Origin of the sequence: Tenacibaculum sp. E3R01 (genome assembly GCF_003318185.1) — a bacterium.
GTDB classification, from domain to species: Bacteria; Bacteroidota; Bacteroidia; order Flavobacteriales; family Flavobacteriaceae; genus Polaribacter; species Polaribacter halocynthiae.
The window spans coordinates 465,166-485,805 of sequence record NZ_QOCC01000019.1; the positions used below are offsets into that span (position 1 = coordinate 465,166).

The 20,640-nt window shown below is 29.3% G+C and carries 16 protein-coding genes and 1 tRNA gene; 6 read left to right on the plus strand and 11 right to left on the minus strand.

Annotated features, from left to right (window positions below; translation table 11 throughout):
• Position 1 precedes the first annotated feature (1 nt).
• Positions 2-1,273 carry an MFS transporter gene (locus DS884_RS07240; RefSeq protein ID WP_113786280.1) on the plus strand — a complete coding sequence of 424 codons (1,272 nt, stop codon included), beginning with the start codon at positions 2-4 and terminating at the stop codon, positions 1,271-1,273.
• 2 nt (positions 1,274-1,275) lie between these two features.
• Here DS884_RS07240 and DS884_RS07245 read toward each other — a convergent pair whose 3' ends face one another.
• Positions 1,276-1,809, minus strand: a complete 534-nt coding sequence (locus tag DS884_RS07245; RefSeq protein ID WP_093869510.1) for an RNA methyltransferase — start codon at positions 1,807-1,809, stop codon at positions 1,276-1,278.
• Positions 1,810-1,922: 113 nt separating this feature from the next.
• On the opposite strand from DS884_RS07245, the gene mutS reads away from it, so the two are divergent.
• Positions 1,923-4,532, plus strand: coding sequence for a DNA mismatch repair protein MutS (gene mutS / locus DS884_RS07250; protein ID WP_113786281.1), 2,610 nt, complete (start codon positions 1,923-1,925; stop codon positions 4,530-4,532).
• Between the two features lie 3 nt (positions 4,533-4,535).
• On the opposite strand, the gene DS884_RS07255 is transcribed toward mutS, so the two are convergent.
• Positions 4,536-4,985, minus strand: a complete 450-nt coding sequence (locus tag DS884_RS07255; RefSeq protein ID WP_093869508.1) for a type II secretion system protein GspG — start codon at positions 4,983-4,985, stop codon at positions 4,536-4,538.
• An 83-nt stretch (positions 4,986-5,068) separates the two neighbouring features.
• On the opposite strand from DS884_RS07255, the gene DS884_RS07260 reads away from it, so the two are divergent.
• The gene (locus DS884_RS07260) at positions 5,069-6,406 is read left to right on the plus strand and encodes an MATE family efflux transporter (protein ID WP_113786282.1); all 1,338 of its coding nucleotides are present in this window, start codon (positions 5,069-5,071) and stop codon (positions 6,404-6,406) included.
• 105 nt (positions 6,407-6,511) lie between these two features.
• Here the strand turns inward: DS884_RS07260 and DS884_RS07265 are convergent, their stop codons facing one another.
• On the minus strand, positions 6,512-9,358 hold the full coding sequence (locus DS884_RS07265; protein ID WP_113786283.1) for a glycoside hydrolase family 2 protein: 2,847 nt from the start codon (positions 9,356-9,358) through the stop codon (positions 6,512-6,514).
• 329 nt (positions 9,359-9,687) lie between these two features.
• Here DS884_RS07265 and DS884_RS07270 point away from each other — a divergent pair, with 329 nt between their 5' ends.
• Complete coding sequence (locus DS884_RS07270) at positions 9,688-10,455, plus strand: enoyl-CoA hydratase/isomerase family protein (RefSeq protein WP_113786284.1); 768 nt, start codon at positions 9,688-9,690, stop codon at positions 10,453-10,455.
• On the opposite strand, the gene DS884_RS07275 is transcribed toward DS884_RS07270, so the two are convergent.
• Positions 10,452-11,333: a sterol desaturase family protein gene (locus DS884_RS07275; RefSeq protein ID WP_113786285.1), complete on the minus strand. Its 882-nt coding sequence runs from the start codon at positions 11,331-11,333 to the stop codon at positions 10,452-10,454. The genes DS884_RS07270 and DS884_RS07275 overlap by 4 nt on opposite strands.
• 244 nt (positions 11,334-11,577) lie before the next feature.
• A complete protein-coding gene (locus DS884_RS07280) occupies positions 11,578-12,450 on the minus strand; it encodes a GyrI-like domain-containing protein (RefSeq protein WP_113786286.1) in 873 nt (290 codons plus the stop codon).
• Positions 12,451-12,687: 237 nt separating this feature from the next.
• Between DS884_RS07280 and DS884_RS07285 the strand changes: the two genes are divergently transcribed.
• Entirely contained in the window at positions 12,688-13,137 is a 450-nt protein-coding gene (locus tag DS884_RS07285; protein ID WP_093869502.1) for a 6-pyruvoyl trahydropterin synthase family protein, read from the plus strand.
• Between the two features lie 158 nt (positions 13,138-13,295).
• Here DS884_RS07285 and pth read toward each other — a convergent pair whose 3' ends face one another.
• The 3 genes from pth to DS884_RS07300 form a co-directional block, all read right to left on the minus strand.
• Positions 13,296-13,862 carry an aminoacyl-tRNA hydrolase gene (gene pth / locus DS884_RS07290; RefSeq protein WP_093871961.1) on the minus strand — a complete coding sequence of 189 codons (567 nt, stop codon included), beginning with the start codon at positions 13,860-13,862 and terminating at the stop codon, positions 13,296-13,298.
• Positions 13,863-13,981: 119 nt separating this feature from the next.
• On the minus strand, positions 13,982-14,566 hold the full coding sequence (locus tag DS884_RS07295) for a 50S ribosomal protein L25/general stress protein Ctc (RefSeq protein WP_093869501.1): 585 nt from the start codon (positions 14,564-14,566) through the stop codon (positions 13,982-13,984).
• A 22-nt stretch (positions 14,567-14,588) separates the two neighbouring features.
• Positions 14,589-15,530, minus strand: coding sequence for a ribose-phosphate pyrophosphokinase (locus DS884_RS07300; RefSeq protein WP_113786287.1), 942 nt, complete (start codon positions 15,528-15,530; stop codon positions 14,589-14,591).
• A gap of 192 nt (positions 15,531-15,722) precedes the next feature.
• Here DS884_RS07300 and DS884_RS07305 point away from each other — a divergent pair.
• A tRNA-Leu gene (locus DS884_RS07305) sits at positions 15,723-15,806 on the plus strand.
• Between the two features lie 236 nt (positions 15,807-16,042).
• Here the strand turns inward: DS884_RS07305 and DS884_RS07310 are convergent.
• From DS884_RS07310 to DS884_RS07320, 3 genes are read right to left on the minus strand one after another with little or no spacing between them, the layout of a single operon-like run.
• A complete protein-coding gene (locus DS884_RS07310; RefSeq protein WP_113786288.1) occupies positions 16,043-17,134 on the minus strand; it encodes a helix-turn-helix domain-containing protein in 1,092 nt (363 codons plus the stop codon).
• Between the two features lie 2 nt (positions 17,135-17,136).
• Positions 17,137-19,665, minus strand: coding sequence for an ATP-binding protein (locus tag DS884_RS07315; protein WP_113786289.1), 2,529 nt, complete (start codon positions 19,663-19,665; stop codon positions 17,137-17,139).
• A gap of 53 nt (positions 19,666-19,718) precedes the next feature.
• The gene (locus DS884_RS07320) at positions 19,719-20,639 is read right to left on the minus strand and encodes a Wadjet anti-phage system protein JetD domain-containing protein (RefSeq protein ID WP_113786290.1); all 921 of its coding nucleotides are present in this window, start codon (positions 20,637-20,639) and stop codon (positions 19,719-19,721) included.
• Position 20,640 lies beyond the last annotated feature (1 nt).

The window sequence follows — 20,640 nt, forward strand, 5'->3', positions numbered from 1 at the left end:
AATGTCAAAGAAAGACCCCTATGCTTCGTTAAGAATTAAAGAGTTTAATATTTTTCTTTTAGTACGATTTGCATTAGTTTTTGCATGGTCCATGCAATTTATTATTATAGAATGGCAGGTTTATTCATTAACTAAAGATCCTTGGAGCTTAGGTTTAATAGGTGCTTTTGAGTTTTTACCAGCTTTTTCTATGGCTTTGTTTGCTGGGCATATTGTTGATCAAAAAGAGAAGCGAAATTTATTAGCACTGTGTATAGGTTTATTTTCTTTAATAAGTTTAGGGTTATACTTTTTAACAGACCCTAATTTTGTAGAAGGATGGAGTTCTAACACCGTTTTATATTCTATATACGCATTAGTTTTTTTTGGTGGTTTTTTACGTTCATTTTTTGGACCAACTATTTTTTCATTAATAGCTTTAATAGTTCCTAAAAAATTATATCCTAATGCAGCTACTTGGAGTAGTACAACATGGCAAATAGCAAGTGTTTTAGGACCAGCTTTTGCAGGGTACTCTATTCACCTTTTAGGTGTAAACCTTTCATTATGTATTGTATTCGGATTGGTATTATTTTCTTTTTTTATGGTATTTTTTATTAAAAGAAAACCTATTATGAACCCTAAAAAGGGAGAACCTATAAGAAAAAGTTTAGGAGAAGGAATTTCTTTTGTTTTTAAAACAAAAGCTATTTTAGGTGCAATTACGTTAGATATGATTTCTGTTCTTTTTGGTGGAGCAATTGCTTTATTACCAATATTTGCACAAGATATTTTAGAAGTAGGTGCCAAAGGTTTTGGCGCTTTACGAGCAGCTCCAGCAATAGGAGCGTTCTTAACCATGTTAATTACTGCTTATATACCCATTAGTAAAAATGCTGGTATGAAGTTATTAAGTGCAATATTTGGTTTCGGACTTTGTATTATTGTTTTCGGATTATCAACGTCATTTTATATTTCTCTAGTAGCTTTATTTTTTAGTGGAGTTACTGACGGAATATCTATGGTTATTAGACAAACCATTTTACAGTTAAAAACACCTGATCATATGAGAGGTAGAGTATCTTCAGTAAATTCTATGTTTGTTGGATCATCAAATGAATTAGGAGCTTTAGAAAGTGGTTTAACGGCTAAATTAATGGGGACTGTAACTGCAGTTGTTTTTGGAGGAACAATGACATTAATTACCGTAGTTTCTACTGGTATTTTAAATCCAACACTTCGCAAATTAGATCTAACCAAAGATCTTGAAGAACATGAAAAAGATGAAAGTTAAAATTACTTTTTTTTAGTCTTAGTAAATAAATCCCATAAAACTACACCGCAACTAACAGATATATTTAAAGAGTGTTTGGTTCCTAGTTGAGGTATTTCAATACAGGTATCAGAAATAGAAACTACTTCTTGTTGTACTCCTTTAACTTCATTTCCAAATACAACAGCATATTTTTGGTTGTCTTCAGGAGTAAAAGTATCTAACATTGTACTATTTTCTGCTTGTTCAATACTTAAAACCTTTATGTTTTCATTTTTTAAACGCTTAACTAACTCTATGGTGTCTTCTATATGTTCCCAAGCTACCGATTCAGTAGCACCTAAAGCGGTTTTGTGAATTTCTTTGTTAGGAGGTGTAGCTGTAATACCACACAAATAAATTTTTTCAATTAAAAAAGCATCAGAAGTTCTAAAAACTGAGCCTACATTGTTTAAGCTTCTAATATTATCTAAAACTACTAGAATTGGTGTTTTTGAAGTTTGTTTAAACTCTTCAACACTAATTCTACCTAATTCGTTGTTTTTAAGTTTTCTCATTGCTGTTCATATTAATTAAAAATTCTAGGTTTTTAGTATAAAAAGACTACTAAAAACCAACAACTAGTCACTTTTTTTTATCTTCGCAAAACTAACTGAAAAAATCCATAAACTTGGCAAAAGCAAAGGCAAAAAAGGTAACACCATTAATGCAACAGTATAATGGAATTAAATCTAAATATCCAGATGCAATGTTGTTATTTAGAGTGGGAGATTTTTATGAAACCTTTGGTGAAGATGCGGTAAAAGCATCTGAAGTTTTAGGCATTATATTAACTAAAAGAGGAGCCGGAAGCGAAAGTGAAACAGCCTTGGCTGGTTTTCCTCATCATTCATTAAATACATACTTACCTAAATTAGTAAAATCAGGTTTACGTGTTGCTATTTGTGATCAGTTAGAAGATCCAAAAATGACAAAAAAGATTGTAAAACGAGGTGTTACTGAATTAGTAACTCCTGGTGTTGCTTTAAATGATGATATTTTACAATCAAAATCGAATAATTTTTTAGCATCTGTTCATTTTGGAAAAAAACTAATAGGAGTTTCTTTTTTAGATGTTTCTACTGGTGAGTTTTTAATAGCGCAAGGAAATGAAGAATATGTTGACAAACTATTGCAAAATTTTGAACCAAGTGAAGTACTTGTTCAAAAACAGTATAAACAACGTTTTTTAGAATTATTTACAAATAGATTTCATACTTTTTATATAGAAGATTGGGTGTTTCAAAAAGATTATGGTTTTGAAACGTTAACTAATCATTTTAAAGTAAATAATTTGAAAGGTTTTGGTGTTGATGAATTGGAATATGGTATTGTAGCTGGAGGAGCAGCTATGTATTATCTTTCAGAAACACAACATAATAAATTAGAACATATTCAATCTATAAGCAGAATTGCAGAAGATAATTATGTTTGGATGGATCGATTTACTATTAGAAATTTAGAATTACACGGTGGTAACTCAGTAAACTCTGTTTCGTTATTAAATATTATTGATAAAACGATTTCTCCTATGGGAGGAAGGCTATTAAAGCGTTGGTTAGCTCTTCCTTTAAAAGAATTAGATGCTATTAATCAACGTCATGAATTAGTAAAGTTTTTAATTGATACAGATGAGTTTTTAGAGACTGTTACTTACCAGTTAAAACAAATTTCAGATATAGAGCGTTTAATATCTAAAGTAGCTACAGGAAAAGTATCACCAAGAGAGGTTATTTTACTTAAAAACTCTTTAAAAGCAATAATTCCTATAAAAACAGCTGCTGAAAATAGTAAAAACGGATCGGTAAAATTAATAGGAAAACAGTTAAATGATTGTAAAGAGCTTATTGATAAAATATCAATAACTGTTTTTGAAGAAGCTCCAGTAAATATTAATAAAGGAAACGCTATAGCCAATGGAGTTTCTGAAGAATTAGACGAGTTACGTAACATATCAAATTCGGGTAAAGAGTATTTAGATGAAATGCTTGCACGTGAAACGAAACGAACTGGAATTACGAGTTTAAAAATAGCTTTTAATAATGTTTTTGGCTATTATATTGAAGTTAGAAATACACATAAAGATAAAGTTCCAGAAGAGTGGATTCGTAAACAAACGTTAGTAAATGCTGAACGTTATATTACTGAAGAACTTAAAGAGTATGAAGCTAAAATATTAGGAGCTGAAGAAAAAATACAATCATTAGAAACAGAAATTTTTGGAAAACTTGTTAATTATATCATTGGTTTTGTTCAACCAGTGCAACATAATGCACAATTAATAGCTCAAATTGATTGTTTGTTATCATTTGCAACACTTGCAATTGATAATAATTATGTTCGTCCTATTGTTGATAAAAGTACAGATATTGAAATTAAAAATGGAAGGCACCCAGTTATTGAAAAGCAACTTCCAATAGGAGAAGAATATATTGCTAATGATGTTGTATTAAATAGAAATCAACAACAGGTAATTATGATTACAGGACCAAACATGTCTGGTAAATCAGCTATATTACGTCAAACTGCTTTGATTGTTTTACTTGCTCAAATGGGAAGTTATGTACCTGCCCAAAATGCACGTATAGGTTTGGTCGATAAAATATTTACTAGAGTAGGTGCTAGTGATAATATATCAATGGGAGAATCTACTTTTATGGTAGAAATGAATGAAACAGCTTCTATTTTGAATAATATTTCTGAAAGAAGTTTAGTACTGTTAGATGAAATTGGTAGAGGAACTTCTACCTATGATGGTATTTCAATTGCTTGGGCAATTGCTGAATATTTGCATGAACACCCCTCTAAAGCAAAAACATTATTTGCTACGCACTACCACGAACTTAATGAAATGACTACAACTTTTGATAGAATTAAAAACTTTAATGTATCTGTAAAAGAATTAAAAGATAGTATTATTTTTTTAAGAAAATTAGTATCTGGAGGTAGTAACCATAGTTTTGGAATTCATGTAGCAAAACTAGCAGGAATGCCTGGAACAGTTATTCGAAGAGCAAATAAAATTCTAAAACAGTTAGAAGAAAATCATGCACATAAAGAGGTAAAAGATACTTTGAAAGATATTAACAATGAAGAAATGCAATTAAGCTTTTTTCAGTTAGACGATCCTTTATTAGAAGATTTACGTGAAGAAATAGTAACTACAAATATTGATACATTAACGCCTATTGAAGCATTAATGAAGTTAAATGAAATTAAACGAATGTTAATAAAGAAATAGTAGTTATTTAATATCATCTTCAGTTCCAAAAACACCATCTTTACCAGAAGAACTTAATACATATTTATTTCTATTTATAAATTCATATTGAAAGTTATTATTCCAATAGTCTTTTGTTAAGTTAGCTCTTAAAGGATTGTTTCTAATAACCATTTCTAGTTTTTCAGGATAGGTACCTAGAATAGATTTTTCATTATCTAATAATTCTTTAAGTTCCTTTATTTTTTGAGTAGTTATTGTGGTTCCTTTTGATGAAGGTATTAACATAAAAAAAGTTATAAAAACAATCATAACTCCTACTATTATAAAGACTCTTTCATAGGGTGAAATCATTCTTTTTTTAGGAAAACTATTCTCTTTTTCATACGCACGTTGCTTTTTTCTTTTTTTTCTAAAGAAAAACTCTTGAATATCTAAAATAATTTCAGAGATGCATTCTATCAAGTCTATCATAAAATACTATTCATTTATCAAAAATAAGTATAATCAAAACTACAAAATGAAGAATGAATATTCCTACTTTTGATTATTATATCATGAATCAAGAAATTACATTTAAACGAATAAATAAATTAGCAATACCTGCATTAATTGCTGGAGTTGCTGAACCGTTATTGTCTACAACTGATTTAGCTATTGTTGGTAATATTCAACAAAATGCTACTGAAAGTATTGCAGCAATAGGAATTGTTGGGGCATTTTTATCTATGTTAATTTGGGTTTTTGGTCAAACACGAAGTGGCATATCATCAATAATTTCCCAATATCTTGGTGCTAACAAACTAGATGAAGTTAAAGAGTTACCAGCACAAGCAATTTTATTAGTGGTAAGTATTAGTTTTCTTATTTTGGCAATAAGCTATCCTTTTACCAAGGAAATATTTCAATTTTACAATGCCTCAGGAACTATTTTAGAATATTCAATAACCTATTATAAAATTAGAGTTTTTGGTTTTCCTTTTACATTATTAGTTATTGCCATATTTGGCATTTTTAGGGGATTACAAAATACGTATTACCCTATGCTTATTGCTATAGTTGGTACTATTGTTAATGTTGTTTTAGATATTGTATTAGTGTACGGTATAGAAAATTATATACCTGCCATGAATATTGAAGGAGCAGCTTATGCAAGTGTTTTTGCTCAAATAACAATGGCATTAATGGCTATATACTTATTGTTAAAAAAAACAAGTATTTCATTAAAATTTACGCTACCTTTTAATAAAGAAATCCGTCGATTTATAGTTATGGTAGCAAACTTATTTGTACGTACAATAGCTTTAAATGTAGCATTGTATTTTGCTACTTCTTATGCTACAGATTATGGAAAAGAATATATAGCAGCGTATACTATTGGTCTCAATATTTGGTTAATGGGAGCTTTTATGATCGATGGATACTCGAGTGCTGGGAATATTTTATCTGGAAAATTAGTAGGAGCTAAAGCATACAAAACATTAATTTTATTAGGAAGAAAATTAATTATTTATGGTCTAATTTTTGGAGGGGGATTAGCGTTAATAGGTTTTGTTTTTTATCATTTTATAGGAAGAATATTTACACAAGAAATAGTTGTTTTAGAACAATTTTATAATACTTTTTGGATTATTTTAGCAATGCAACCTATTTGTGCAGTTGCTTTTATTTATGATGGTATGTTTAAAGGCTTAGGAGAAACTAAGTATTTACGAAATATACTATTACTTTCTACGTTATTAGTTTTTATACCAGTATTGTTAATTTTTGATGCTATGAACTATAAGCTATATGCTATTTGGATAGCATTTTATGGATGGATTATAGCACGTAGTATTCCATTAATTTTTGTGTTTAGAAAAAAGTTTTTCTTGTTATCAAGAAAAGAAAATTAAGCTCTTATAAATAGAATTTAAGAATTAAAAATAGTTGATTTAGAATTATGTTTATGACCGTTAAAAATATTTTTTAACGGTCATAATATGTTTTTTGGATAAAAGTTATTCCCAAATAACTTTTATTTGTTGCCATGTTTGGTTCCACCCTTTTAGCCACAACTCAGGTTTTTGACTGTTAGTTAAAGTAGATTCTTCAAACTCAATTTCAATATTTTCTTCTGATTTCCCTAGCATGGAAAAATAGTTTTTATCATAAAAAACTGGTAAAACTCTTTCTATATCCATACCTTTTTTTACTGGTTTTCTTACTTGCAATCGGTTCCAAAAAGAAACCAAAGCTCCATTATTATTGGCAGTTAATTGAATTTTATAACTTCCTTTTTTAGCTATAATACCATTTGCTGTACAAGTAATTATTGAGTTTTTATAGGTCTCTAATTCATCAAATTGACCATTTGTACTCAACCAATAAAAATTCTCTGAAGTTATCCCTTTATTTGTAGTCATTTTTAATTTAAGGAAATATACTTTTTCATCTGTTTTTAGCTTAGAAAGAACAGTTTTAAGATCTAAAGAATATACTAAACCAGTTGATGACCCAACAACAATACCTTTGTTTAATTGTGATTCCATAGAAATATTTCCAGTTCCTATCATTTCAGAACAACTATAAACGTTCCATTCTATAGAGTTACTTTGAATTTTATTTACAGTATGGTTTACAATGTTAATGTCAAAAGTAGAAGAATTTGGGTAATTGATTAAGTTTAATTGTACATGTATAGCTTCACAAGCATTTTTTACACCCCAATAACCACCTGTTGATTCTAAAAACCAATCGTATAGTTTTGCACGTAAACCTGTCCATGGCCCTTGAGATTTCCATATTATAAGTCCTGTATATCGTTGCCACATATATGTCAAATACCCTTCCCACAATTCTTTGTAATGAAAATAACTTGCTAATTGAGCACGTTCACAAAAATCTTCAATATTTTTTGGAGTTCCATAAGTATAGATTTGATCATTTAAAGGTGTACCAGATGGTGAATTAATAAAATATTGACTGTATTTTAAATGCTGCCAACTAGGTAAAACATCTGATGTTTTTGCATTTCTTTTAGGAATAGTTTTATCACCTAATGAATTTTCATCTAGTACCAAACGCATACTTTCTACTGGTGGTACTCCTAATGAACCAATTTCAGGATTGAATGACCCAGTAAATCCATCTGGTAGCCATTTGAAATATCTATCGGGGTTATATATACCATAAGGACCATCATTTTCAACTTGTCCTGAGATAGCTTTAGAATTTTCAATAAGAATTCTTTGAGTGTCCAAAGATCCTTTAGCACCAATATAAGTTTTCAGCTCAACTAACAATTCTTGTGGTGGTATAGATTCATTTGCTGCACACCAAAATAATAAGCTAGCATGATTTCGTAACATTTTTATAGTGTCTACCGCGCATTTTGTAAATGTTTTTCTGTAGGTTTCTGGAAGGTTACTATTGTTATAAATAAATTCACTAGAAAACCAAAATTCTTGCATTACTAAAATCCCAAATTCATCACAAGCTTCATAAAATTCAGGTCGCTCTGCAATTCCACCTCCCCAAACACGAATCAAATTTATATTCATTTCTTTGTGCATTCTAACTTCATTACGATAACGGTCTGCTCCCATTCGAAACAATGCATCTGTTCCCATCCAATTTCCTCCTCTAATAAAAATTGGATTTCCATTTACAAAAAACTTTCGACTTTTTCTTTTTGAAGGACTTGTTGGGGCGTCTACTTTAAAATCATTCTTTATAGAAAACTCTCTGATTCCGACACGGACCTTTTTTTGATCAGACAAGGTTTCAGAACTTATATTCTCTCCTAAGTAGATGTATATATCTAAATCATACAGTTCAGGAAGTTTGTCGGTTCCTGAAGGATCACAACCATGAGGCCACCATAATTTCGGATTCGAAATTATTATTTCTGGAAAAGTAACTTTTTTAGCTTCAGTTGATGGAGGTATTTTAATAGATAACTTTTCTATTTTTTCATTTAAAACATACTTGAGAGTTCCTATTTGTATTTTATTTGTAGAATTGTATACTTCAACAGAGATATTAACTTTCGCATTGTTTGTTAAGATACCATTTTCGAGAACAGTTGTTGTTATATGCGGGTTTTTTAATACCAATGATTTGGTAGTTTCTATTGAAACCTGGTCCCACAAACCTGTACTTCTATCAGGAATTGTAGCCATCCAATCCCAACCAATAGGGTAACGCATAGTAACATTCTCTCCAATATTTGGGACCCCTTGAATACCACCATTATTTGATAAAGTTGGTATTCCAACAGGGTTAGGTGGTACTATACGAACAGCTATTCTAGTAACACCATCTTCACTTGGAAATGTAGAAATATCAAAATCATTTCTAAAAAACATACCTTTTAACTGTTCTTTATTTAGTTGTTTCCCATTGATAAATATATCTGCAGTATAATTTATTCCTCTAAATTTTAACCAAAAATGTGAGGCATCATTAATTTCAGGTAATTTTATTTCTGTATAGTACCAATATGTATAAAATGTAATTCCCTTGTTATTTACATCTGGAATATGTAATAAGTTAGTATCAAAATACGGATTAAAAAAAGTAGTGCTACCAGGCTGTTCGCTTAATATTTTTGAAGGAATGTTTTGTTTAATCCATTCCGAATTATGAACTAGTGTGTTTAAGGTAGTTCCTGGTATAATTGCATCAATCCAATTTGTAGGTTTATAACTTACTGAGGTATATTGAATTCCTTTTTCTTTTATTTCTATTGCCGACGGCTTTTCTGGTAAGTCATCTTTTATTGCCAACCATTTTACTAGAGTTGAATTTAAAATGATAGGTGAAGAAATTTTAGGAGTTACGATTGTTGTATTAGGTTTGTCCATAATATTTAGTGTAGGTATGTTTTGTACTTTTTTATTTATATTAATAAATAATTCTAGTGTTCTTAAACAGTTTAAATTTAGTTAAGTAACTATCTAAATTTTGAAAGAATGCCATAAGTACTATGTATTTTTAAATGAGTGGAAGTATTATAGGTATAAATGAAAATAGAATAGTTTACTTATTAAGAGTAAAAAACATGCTTAATAGTTTATAAAAAAGTAGTTAGAAATTAAGAATTGTAAGAAAGGGAATACTAAAAATAAAGTATTAAATTTGAAAAATAAAGTTGCATATTTTCATGCATTAATTATACATAAACGAAATTTTTATGACCACTAATAGAGCAAACGGAAGTTTATATACTAGCGTAGAAAATAAGATTGCAACAATTGAGTTTGGACATCCAGCAAGTAATTCTTTTCCTAGTGAATTATTAGAGCGACTAGCTAATAAATTAGATGAATTATCAAGTAATGATGAGGTAGCTGTAGTAGTGTTAAAATCGGAAGGAGAAAGAGCTTTTTGTGCAGGGGCTTCTTTTGATGAGTTAGTAGCAATTGATAATCTTGTAGATGGGAAAAAATTCTTTTCAGGCTTTGCAAATGTTATTAACGCAATGCGATCATGTTCTAAATTAATTGTTGGCCGTGTACAAGGAAAAACTGTAGGTGGAGGAGTAGGTTTAGCTGCTGCTTGTGATTATGTTTTAGCGACTGAACATGCAGCTATAAAATTATCAGAATTTACTATAGGTATTGGTCCATTTGTAATAGCACCCGCAGTAAAACGTAAAGTTGGAGTAAGTGGATTGGCCGAATTAACTTTAGATGCTAGTAGTTGGAAAAATGCATATTGGGCAAAAGAGAAAGGTTTATATGCACGTGTTTTTGAAAATATTGAAGAGTTAGACAAAGAACTTGAGGTGTTTACTGAAAAATTAGCCTCTTATAACCCAGAAGCTTTAGATGAAATGAAAAAAGCATTGTGGATTGGTACAGAAAACTGGGATAGTCTTTTAATTCAGAGGGCTGAAACCTCAGGTAAACTAGTGCTTTCTGATTTTACTAAAAATGCATTAAAAAAATTTAAGAGCTAATTTTTAGCTCTTTTTTTATAAAAATAATCAGGCTTCCATATTAGGTTTCCAAAAATAATTCTCAGTTTATGGCTTAATGTTTTACATTTTTTAACATCGGTCCATATATTTTTATATTCAATAAAGTTTATTTTAATAGGGTTATTAGTTTTAATGTTTTTTGTTAATCCATAAATAACCTTTTCTTCTTCTCTTTGAAATGTACCAAATATCTTATCCCAAATAATTAAAAAACCACCATAGTTTTTATCTAAATATTTGTTGTTAGATCCATGATGTACACGATGAACAGAAGGAGTATTAAAAAATTCATCTAACCAGCCTAATTTACCAATATATTCGGTATGAATCCATGTTTGAAATTGGGCAACTAATACTAATCCAATAATTGCTTGAAAAGGAGAAAAACCGATTAAAATCATTGGAATTAAGAAAATCCATTCAAACATGCCTTCTACAATACTTAAACGCATTGAAATAGTAAGGTTATAATCTTCTGAAGAATGATGTACACTATGACTAGCCCATAAAATTCTATGTTCGTGTTCTAATCGGTGCATCCAATAATAGGTAAAATCAGCGACTAAAAAAGTTAATATCCATGTATAAGTATTCATAGATATTGATAAAGGTGTTATCCAATGAAATGGCATTAAACATATTACACCAATAGAACCTATAATTGTTTTTTCAATTAGTTGATTTAAGAAAAAAATAGAAATGTTAGCAAATGAATCTTTCCAACGTCTTTCCTTTTTAATTAAAAAATCAATAAATAATTCAATGATTATTAAACTTGTATTAAATAAGAAAAAGTAACCTACATATAGCATGATATTAGATTCTTGAAACAAGGATATTATTTTAGAAAAACTCATTTTTAATTGTTTTTATTTTCAGGAATAAAATATGAAAACCATAAAAACCACAATAGGTTTGTAAGTACCCATGCTGAGTTATTACCTTGAAAAAATAGTATTATAAAAGGTATATAATAGAACCCAATAAGACCAAAAAACCCTAAATACCAATAGCTGTTAAATTTGTAACCTTTCATATTATTCATAATTATAATACAAAATTAAGTTATGAATGAAAGGTTTGTTTGTTCAATTAGGACATTTACAGAATAGGAATGTATATTTCTGTAATTAGATCTTTTTTAGGAGTAACATCATCGTCATTTGGGTAAAATTCTAGTATAGGCTTGTCATCAAACTCTAAACCAACGTCAATCATCCAACGAGCATAAATATCATTATAGGTTTCAAAACAACTTTCATGACTACCTTTATGAATAAATTTAGCATATTTTTGAGATGGAATTTCTTTTACTATAAATAGACCTTCAGAATTAAGAGATTGATTATCATTTAAAACTATACAAGCATTATATCTACAATGAATTGAAGAAGAAAGTTCATTATCGTCTAGGACTTCACCAAGAACAATTGTTTTTTCTGACAACAACTTTTTTTTATAAGCATATTTTAAAAGCTGTTTCCATGTTTTTTCAATTTCTTTAATGTTTTCATACGACCCTTTATATTGTATGTAGACTATTTTAATTGTAGGAAGTGTTTCGACTTCAAAATTTAGCTCTTGAGTATTCTCATGTTGACTCTTATTCTTTAAAATTTCATTTGTTATTTTTTGCTGTAAAGAAAACGACTTTCTAAATTGAGTAGGATTACATCCGAAATGCTTTTTAAAAGATTTACTAAAGGCAGCTATATCTCCATACCCTATTTCCAGGGCAATATCAGAAATTTCAATAGTTGAGAACTTTAAATATTCTGCAGCTTTTTCTAATCGACGTCTTTTAATAAATTGACCAATAGTTTCATGTTGCAAAGCCAAAAATATACGGTTGATGTTCCGATAAGAATAAAATGAAACCTCTTCTATATCTTCTGCTTTAATAGTAGACTTGAATTTCTTTTCAAGAAACTCTATTAATTTAACATAGCGATTTAATTGGGTTTGATTTTTCATATGCCAAAGTTAAATATACTATTATTTTCAATGTTTGTTAATTAAGGACAAGTTAATTATTGAGCTAAAGGAACAAACATTGAAAATTCAAGTAAATTAAATTCAAAGTTGTATTTTTGACGCGTAAAAACATTTTGAAATTATGGGTGGAGATTATTTATTTGCCGTATTAGCATTTTTAGTGGCTATCGTATACTTTTTTAATAAATACAGAAGTAATAAAAAATTTAAAAGGTAGTGGCTAATATTAGAATTACAAAGCAATTTAGTTTCGAAACAGGACATGCATTATATGGTTATGATGGTAAGTGTAAAAACGTTCATGGTCATAGTTATAAACTTTCTGTAACTGTTATAGGTGAACCTATTAGTGATACTTCAAATGTTAAATACGGAATGGTAATTGACTTTGGTGATTTAAAAAAAATTGTAAAAGAAGATATTGTTGATGTATTTGACCATGCAACGGTATTTAATAAAAACACACCGCACGTAGAGTTAGCTAAAGAATTACAAGATAGAGGACATCATGTAATTTTAGTTGATTATCAACCTACAAGTGAAATGATGATTATTGATTTCGCTAGTAAAATTAAAAAGCGTCTTCCTGGGAATATAAAATTACATTCTTTAAAGCTACAAGAAACAGATACTAGTTTTGCAGAATGGCACGCTAGTGATAATTAATTATTTAATTTGTAACATATTAATATATTTTGCTACTTATTATTAGTAATCAAAATAAATTAATTATGACTAGAACTATATTTGAAAAGCTTTGTAAATTTTATAAATGTGAACTTAACACCTTTAATAAAATTTTAGGAATTTATAAATAAAGGTATTTATTTACCATTAAATTCATTCATAGTATTAGCTAATCCTGCATTTATAAAAGAAGTTACTGCGTTAACTGAGGTAGGTATACGTTCTATCATTGCGCTTTCTTCTTCTTTACTCCAGTTTCCTAATACAAAATCAACTTGGCGACCTTTTCCATAGTCGGCACCTACTCCAAAACGAAAACGAGGATATGCTCCGGTATTAAACTTATCTTGAATATCTTTTAAACCATTATGACCTCCAGAGCTACCTTTTCCTTTAATACGAAGTTTACCAAAATCAATATTTAAATCATCTGTAATAACCAGTAAATTTTCAACTTTAATATTTTCTTTTTTCATCCAATAAACAACAGCTTTTCCACTTAAGTTCATATAGGTACTAGGCTTTAAAACAATAACAGTTTTACCTTTAATTTTTAATTTGGCTATATCACCTAATTTATCAGTTTCAAAGCTCTCTTGATGCTCTTTTACAAAGGCATCAACAATTTTGAATCCTATATTATGACGAGTATCATGGTATTTTTCACCAATATTACCTAAACCAACAATTAAAAATTTTTTCATGGTGCTTTTCTTTTTTGAATTAAAAATAGTTTTAAAGAAAGAGATGATATTCATAGTGCAAACATAAAAAAAGCGTTACACAATGGTAACGCTTTTCTATATTTTTAAATAGTAGAAGCTTATTCTTCTGTTGCTTCTTCTTCAGAAGCAGCTTTAGATGCATTACGAGACATACGTACTTGAGCTACCACAGTGTTTTCTGGATGTAAGAATGTATATTTTTCATTCTTTAATTCAGTAACATATAATTTATTACCAATTTCTAATTCAGTAATATCAGCTTCAATAAAATCAGGTAAGTTAGCTGGTATAGCTTTTACTCTTAATTTACGTAAGTTATGACGTAAAGCACCACCTACCATAACACCTTTAGAAGTACCTACTAAACGTACAGGAATTTCCATAGTTACAGCTTTATCATCGAAAAGTTGATAAAAATCTACGTGTATAATTTTATCTGTTACAGGATGAAACTGAATATCTTGTAAAACTGCGTTATAAGATGTTCCACCTAATTCAATCGTTGCAGTATATACATTTGGAGTAAACACTAAACTTTTGAAAGATAATTCTTCTGCTGAAAAGTGTACAGGTTTGTCTCCTCCGTATAATACGCAAGGAACCTTTCCAGCATTACGTAAGGCTTTAGTTGCTACTTTACCTACGCTTTCTCTTTGAGATCCATTGATTGTAATTGATTTCATTACTTGTTTATTTAATTAAAATTTACATTAAAAATTCATCGCTTATTGATGTATTATCTTGCACTTTATGCATTACATCTGCGAATAAAGTGGCGCAAGATACACTTTTTATTTTAGATACATTCTTTTTTAAAGGAATTGTATCTGAAACAATTAACTCTGTTAATTTAGAGTTTTGTATTCTTTCGTAAGCTTCACCAGAAAGTATAGGGTGTGTACAAAGAGCACGAACACTTATAGCTCCTCGTTCCATCATTAAATCTGCGGCTTTTGCAAGAGTTCCTCCCGTGTCAATCATATCGTCAACAAGAATAACGTTTTTACCTTTTACATCACCAATTAATTCCATATGAGAAATTACATTGGCTTTTTTACGTTGTTTATAACAGATAACAACATCACTTTCTAAGTATTTAGAATATGCATAAGCTCTTTTTGAACCACCCATATCAGGAGATGCAACAGTTAAGTTATCTAATTTTAAACTTTTTACATAAGGTAAGAATATAGATGATGCATATAAATGATCAACTGGTTTTTCAAAGAAACCTTGAATTTGATCGGCATGTAAATCCATTGTCATAATTCTTGTAGCACCAGCTTCTTCTAAAAGTTTTGCTACTAATTTTGCTCCTATTGCTACTCTTGGTTTGTCTTTTCTATCCTGACGAGCCCATCCAAAATAAGGTATTACGGCTGTTATATGTCTTGCAGATGCACGCTTCGCAGCATCAAGCATTAATAACATTTCCATTAAATTGTCAGCATTAGGAAAAGTAGACCCTACTATAAAAATACGTCTTCCTCTTACTGATTCTTCAAAAGCAGGTTGAAACTCTCCATCACTAAAACGTGATATTTTTACATTTCCTAGTTCTGTTCCAAAACTTTTAGCAATCTCTTCTGCTAGCTCAGTACTTTGAGAACAAGCAAATATTTTTGGAGTTAATTGATTTGTAGGCATTTAACGAGGTTTATTTTTTGTTAGTGTTGTTGTGAGGGGCAAAAATAGAACTATTTTAAGAGTTTAAAAGTATTTTAACGAATTAACTAAAATATTTTATAGATTTGCAATCCATTTACTAAAATGCTCGAGTGGCGGAATTGGTAGACGCGCTGGATTCAAAATCCGTCCTTGAAATTGACATATTGAAATGCCGAAGTGGTGGAATTGGTAGACACGCGGGATTCAAAATCCCGTGCTAGCAATAGCGTGAGGGTTCGAGCCCCTCCTTCGGTACAATTTTTAAAAGCCGGTGTTTTTGCATCGGCTTTTTTCTTTCCTAAAACATACCTAAAACAAATAGTCTTTTTTTGAGTTAAATAATCAATCTTAATAACCTGAAAGTAACTATATAAAGTTTTGTTGTGACCTCAAGAATAATAAGCTTTTTGGTAAACAGGTAGTTTTTTGTTTTATACTTTCCAGAAAATTTTCTGATTCTGTTAAAATTCTTCGATAAAATTAACCACTCACTATTCAAATTCAATGTTACTTTCTGTAGCAAGTTTATATTTTGTAATTGCAGACTTATCTATTTCGTCAACAATTTTAGAAAGAAGGATAAGACTATCGCAAAGGCTGTCTATTGGAATTTGATATTCATCATTTAGTTTAAGTTGTCCTCTATAGTGTTTCAGAAATTTTTCATCAATAATTCCATTTCTATGGGTAAATAAATGCCTTATTTGAAGTATTAATTCGATTTCTTTTTCTTTAGTTTTATCAATTACATTCAAATCCCTTATTTGCTTGTTATCTTTAATAAAATTTTTAACACTCCCTTTTTGAAGTTTTCCTATTTTTTGATTTGCACAATACTTAATAAAATCTTGTAAATCAGAACAATTTAAAACTTCCTCTACCGTTACTTCCTGCTTAGATTTTAAAGTAGAGGGGTTTGCCAAAAATATTTCATAGAGAAGCTCAGATAGATATGTCTCAAAATTATCTGCAAAAGAAGAATAAAGTATTCTAGTCAAAATCTTTCCCTCTTGACTAGAAGTAGGTTTTTTAGGAGATTCAGGATAAAGAATATGTTGCAGGTCATCTATTATCCTCAAAATACTTTGATAGTGTTCTATTAATCTTAATTTTGAATTAGTAATATTTATTTTATAATTATTGAGTTCATCATTTAAGGTTTTAATCCTCGTATAACTATTATTAGTGAAATCAATTTTTTGAGGGTTGGTTAATACAGATTTATTCTCTATACGCTTATAAATTTTCCCCTCTAAATTAATTTTGGTATTAGATTTTTCTGTATAGATAGCATACAGTTTTTTATTATTATAATTTAAATATTGGTATTCAACTTTTGGGGATGGTGTTAGTAAATCTAGTGCTTTATGAGTTATACTGTTTGCATGAAAATCTTGACTTAAACCATTTATCTCTTTGCTGTTTACTGCACCTAAAATAATATATCCTCCGTTAGCATTAGCAAAAGAAGATATTAGTCTTGCTATATTTCTAGCTGGGGGCAAGACAGCTTTATACTCAATTTCATTGCTATTGTTTTTTTTCTCTTGGAGAATCTTTATTATTTTGTCTTCAATACTCATATTTATACTGGTATTTTATTTATTCCGGTATTCTTTATTATTTTTCCTAATGTTACTCTTTTAGGTGTATCAATACCATTATCAACCCATAATTCGGAATTTTCATAATCCAAAATATCTTTTTCCGACCCATAATAAACTATTATAAAACCATTATCTGAAGGACGAGTAACAATGTAAATTGATTGTCCATTTTTTTTAATACCACCAATGGCTGATTTTGAAATATCAACATCCAATTCACTGCAATCGTATTCATCAGGAAGGTTTTTCAAATGTTCTATGATTCTGTTTTTAGCTCTAGAGATTAGTTTTTCAGCATAAAGAAAGGAATTAACATTTTGATTAGAGCTATGAAACATTCTGGTAAGATCTTTATCCTTTAAAGCTTCTTCTAATTCCTCTATTGATGTCACTCCTAATCCAGCTAAATCTTCTTGTGTTAACTCAGAACTTTGGAAATTCCCTACGTTTTTAGATGAATCTAATATTCTTCTCAACTCAGTAACATCATTCAGGTTATAATCATTCAGGAGTGATGTGAGTTCTCCATTATTTTCTAAAACTTTAGGATTTTTATCAATTACATCTGCAACTTTGGATAAATCAGTACTACTTTTCATTATTCGATAAAGACTCTCTTTATCAGGAATAGTATTCATGAATAGCTCAGCTTTTTTTCTATGCAATTCAGAAAACAAACTTTTTATATCATCAGGATTATTATATTCAAACCATTCGGAAAGAAGAATTATAGCTTTATTGTAATTTTCATCTCTTTGATTAGGACGATTAACTTTATCTGTGATTTGACTTGCAATGTCTTTTTTTTCTTTAACATGATATCTTCCAAAACCAATATTTTTGTTAATTAAAATATTATTCCAATCATCTTTCAACAATTTAAGAATTTCAATAAGTGGTTCATCCTTTATTTTGTCGATAAAGAGCTCATTTTTTTTAAGAAACTCTCCATTACGGTTAGGAACAATTGCATATTTTTCAATTAGAAATTTGTTTGCATCTTCTTTAAGTAAAAATTTTCCAACACTGTTTAGCCACTCATAGCAATCTTTATTCTTTAATGCTTTCGTAAGTTTATCTACATTTTTATATTCTTCTATATCTTTTGCTAATTCTTTATAATCTAAGAAATTCCATTTACCCCAAGATTTGTTTAACCATTTATCACTTTGCTCTTTTTGAGAAACAGCATCTGGAAATAAATCATAATTAAACTCCCATAGTTTACTCTTTTCCTCTTTCGTATATTCTTTAGAAGGAAACCAGATATCTTTTATAGCTTTTTTCTCTTCACTTTCTAATTCAACAATCTTTATATTAGTTAAAAAATTACGTAATGGTATTTGAATTTTTTCTCTATACCATTCTTTATTAATATGTTCCACATTAGGAACCTTAGTTTCAATCACGTTAAAGAAGTTTGAATAATTTTTATCTGATAATTCTTCCAATAACTCTTTATACAAAAAAAGAGCTTCTTGTATTAAATTTTGATTTTCTATAACTTCATTATCGTTTTCTTTTTTTAACCATATGCCATTTCTTTCAGTGAGCGGATTGAAATAAAAACTATTCACGATCATAGGAAAACTAAAATTCTCTGTACCAATTAAAGGAAAATCACAAAAAAGCTTAGGAAGATTTTCTATTTCTTTAAAATAATAGGAATCATTTATTTTTTCTAATTGACAAGCTATAGATGTATTCTCCCCAGAATGTTTTAAAATATAGATTGTAGAATCAATTCCATTTTCTGTTTTTTTAATAGAGGTTATAAATTTCTGTATTTTCGTAGTATCATTTTTGAAAGTAATATCTTTTTGTTCAATATTATTTATGATTTGAATACTTTCTATTTTAGGTATAAAAGCTAAAACGTATGGTAATAATTTAATAAATTCATCAATTCCTGTTTTAGTAATTTGTTTTTGTTCATCAGTGTTAAGAGAATAGCTGAAACAAGTATTATAATCATTTTTATCGTATAGCTCCGGAGTTATTTCGGTTGCTGATTTGTGAAATTCTTCCCAAGCAACATCTATTTTTGGAGTTAGGTCTTTTATTGTTTTACCATCTCTATTTAATGGAAATTCAAAACGATAAAAACTTCCATTTTTGGCTTCAAGAGTACCATTAATGAAAACAGTTCGAGATAATAAATGTGTGGTTAAGAAACCTGTTCCGAAGCGTCCAGTTTTTCTTGTTTGTTCTCCTTCTTCCACCTCTTTAGAAGAAATTTGATTAATTAGCCCTCTAATATCATGTTCGGTAAAATGTACTCCGTTGTGTTTAAATTGAACTTGATTATCGTTTAATATTATTTGAACAGAAATTTTATGATTTTTATGATCAACAGTACTATCTTTTGCATTTTGCAACAGTTCCCACGCCCATCTTCCTTGATTATATTCTACTGTTTTGTCTAAATCATGTAATCGTTTAATGATTTTGTCAGCAATTGATCTATTACCGTCTTCTTTTCTACCTTCTTCTAGTGATTTTATCATTATTGGTTGTTTTATTTTAAATTATCTACTAACTCTGAGATTCAAAAAATAATTTAGTGCATTGCTTCAATCATTTTTTTTAAGTCATTGGCCTCTTCTACAATCCAGTAATCTGCTTTGATGAGCGATTTTATTTTCTCTTGATAATTTAGAGGATATAACGATTTATTTAACCCAGAAAGTAGTTCAGGCTTTTCTGGATGCTTCCATAAGCTACTGTGGTCAGTATCTACTATACTTTTACCTTCAGCGGTTGGATATAACAATTCTATTTGAGGGATAATCGCTTTTGCCAATTCAAAAATTTCCAAGCCGTCCTTATCCCAATCCCCTGAATAGAAAATACGGATTCCTCTTGTGTCTGCGTATTTTAGCTTTTTTACATTTCTACCACCAGCATACCATAATTCTATATTGTTTGCTCTTGGCATTTTATCTTTTCTCAAAAAGTCTAAATTCTCACAGAGTACTATTGTTTTAGGGTTGTCACATTGAAGAATATACAAATATTGTTGGTCTTTATTTTCGACTAGTTTTATATTTAGAATAGTATTTATGGCATCAATAAGTGAATCTTTCCTGTCTAGATATTTGTCGTGTTTAAAGAACATAGTTGAAAAACCTCTTACGGTTTCTTGTGCTTTAATCAACTGCTCGCGTGAAGGAATAAGAGTTTGAGCATCATTCTTAGTTTCCAGCTCAATCAATTTTTTAATGTCACCTTCCTCAAAACGCTTTTTTAAAAGATTGTATTTCTCTAGGAATCCATAGTAAATACCGAAGTTTTCAAGATGATGTTTTTCATAATATTGATTGTACAACTGCTCGTTAGGTATATAGAATTTATCATTGCTTCTTATCTCTTTGGTGTCTATTAAGAGACAGAATTCAGAATCATTTTCTAGTGAAGCCTTTTTTTTGACTTTCCTATGATGATAAAGCTCATTAAGTGATTTGAGGACAGTCCAATTCATA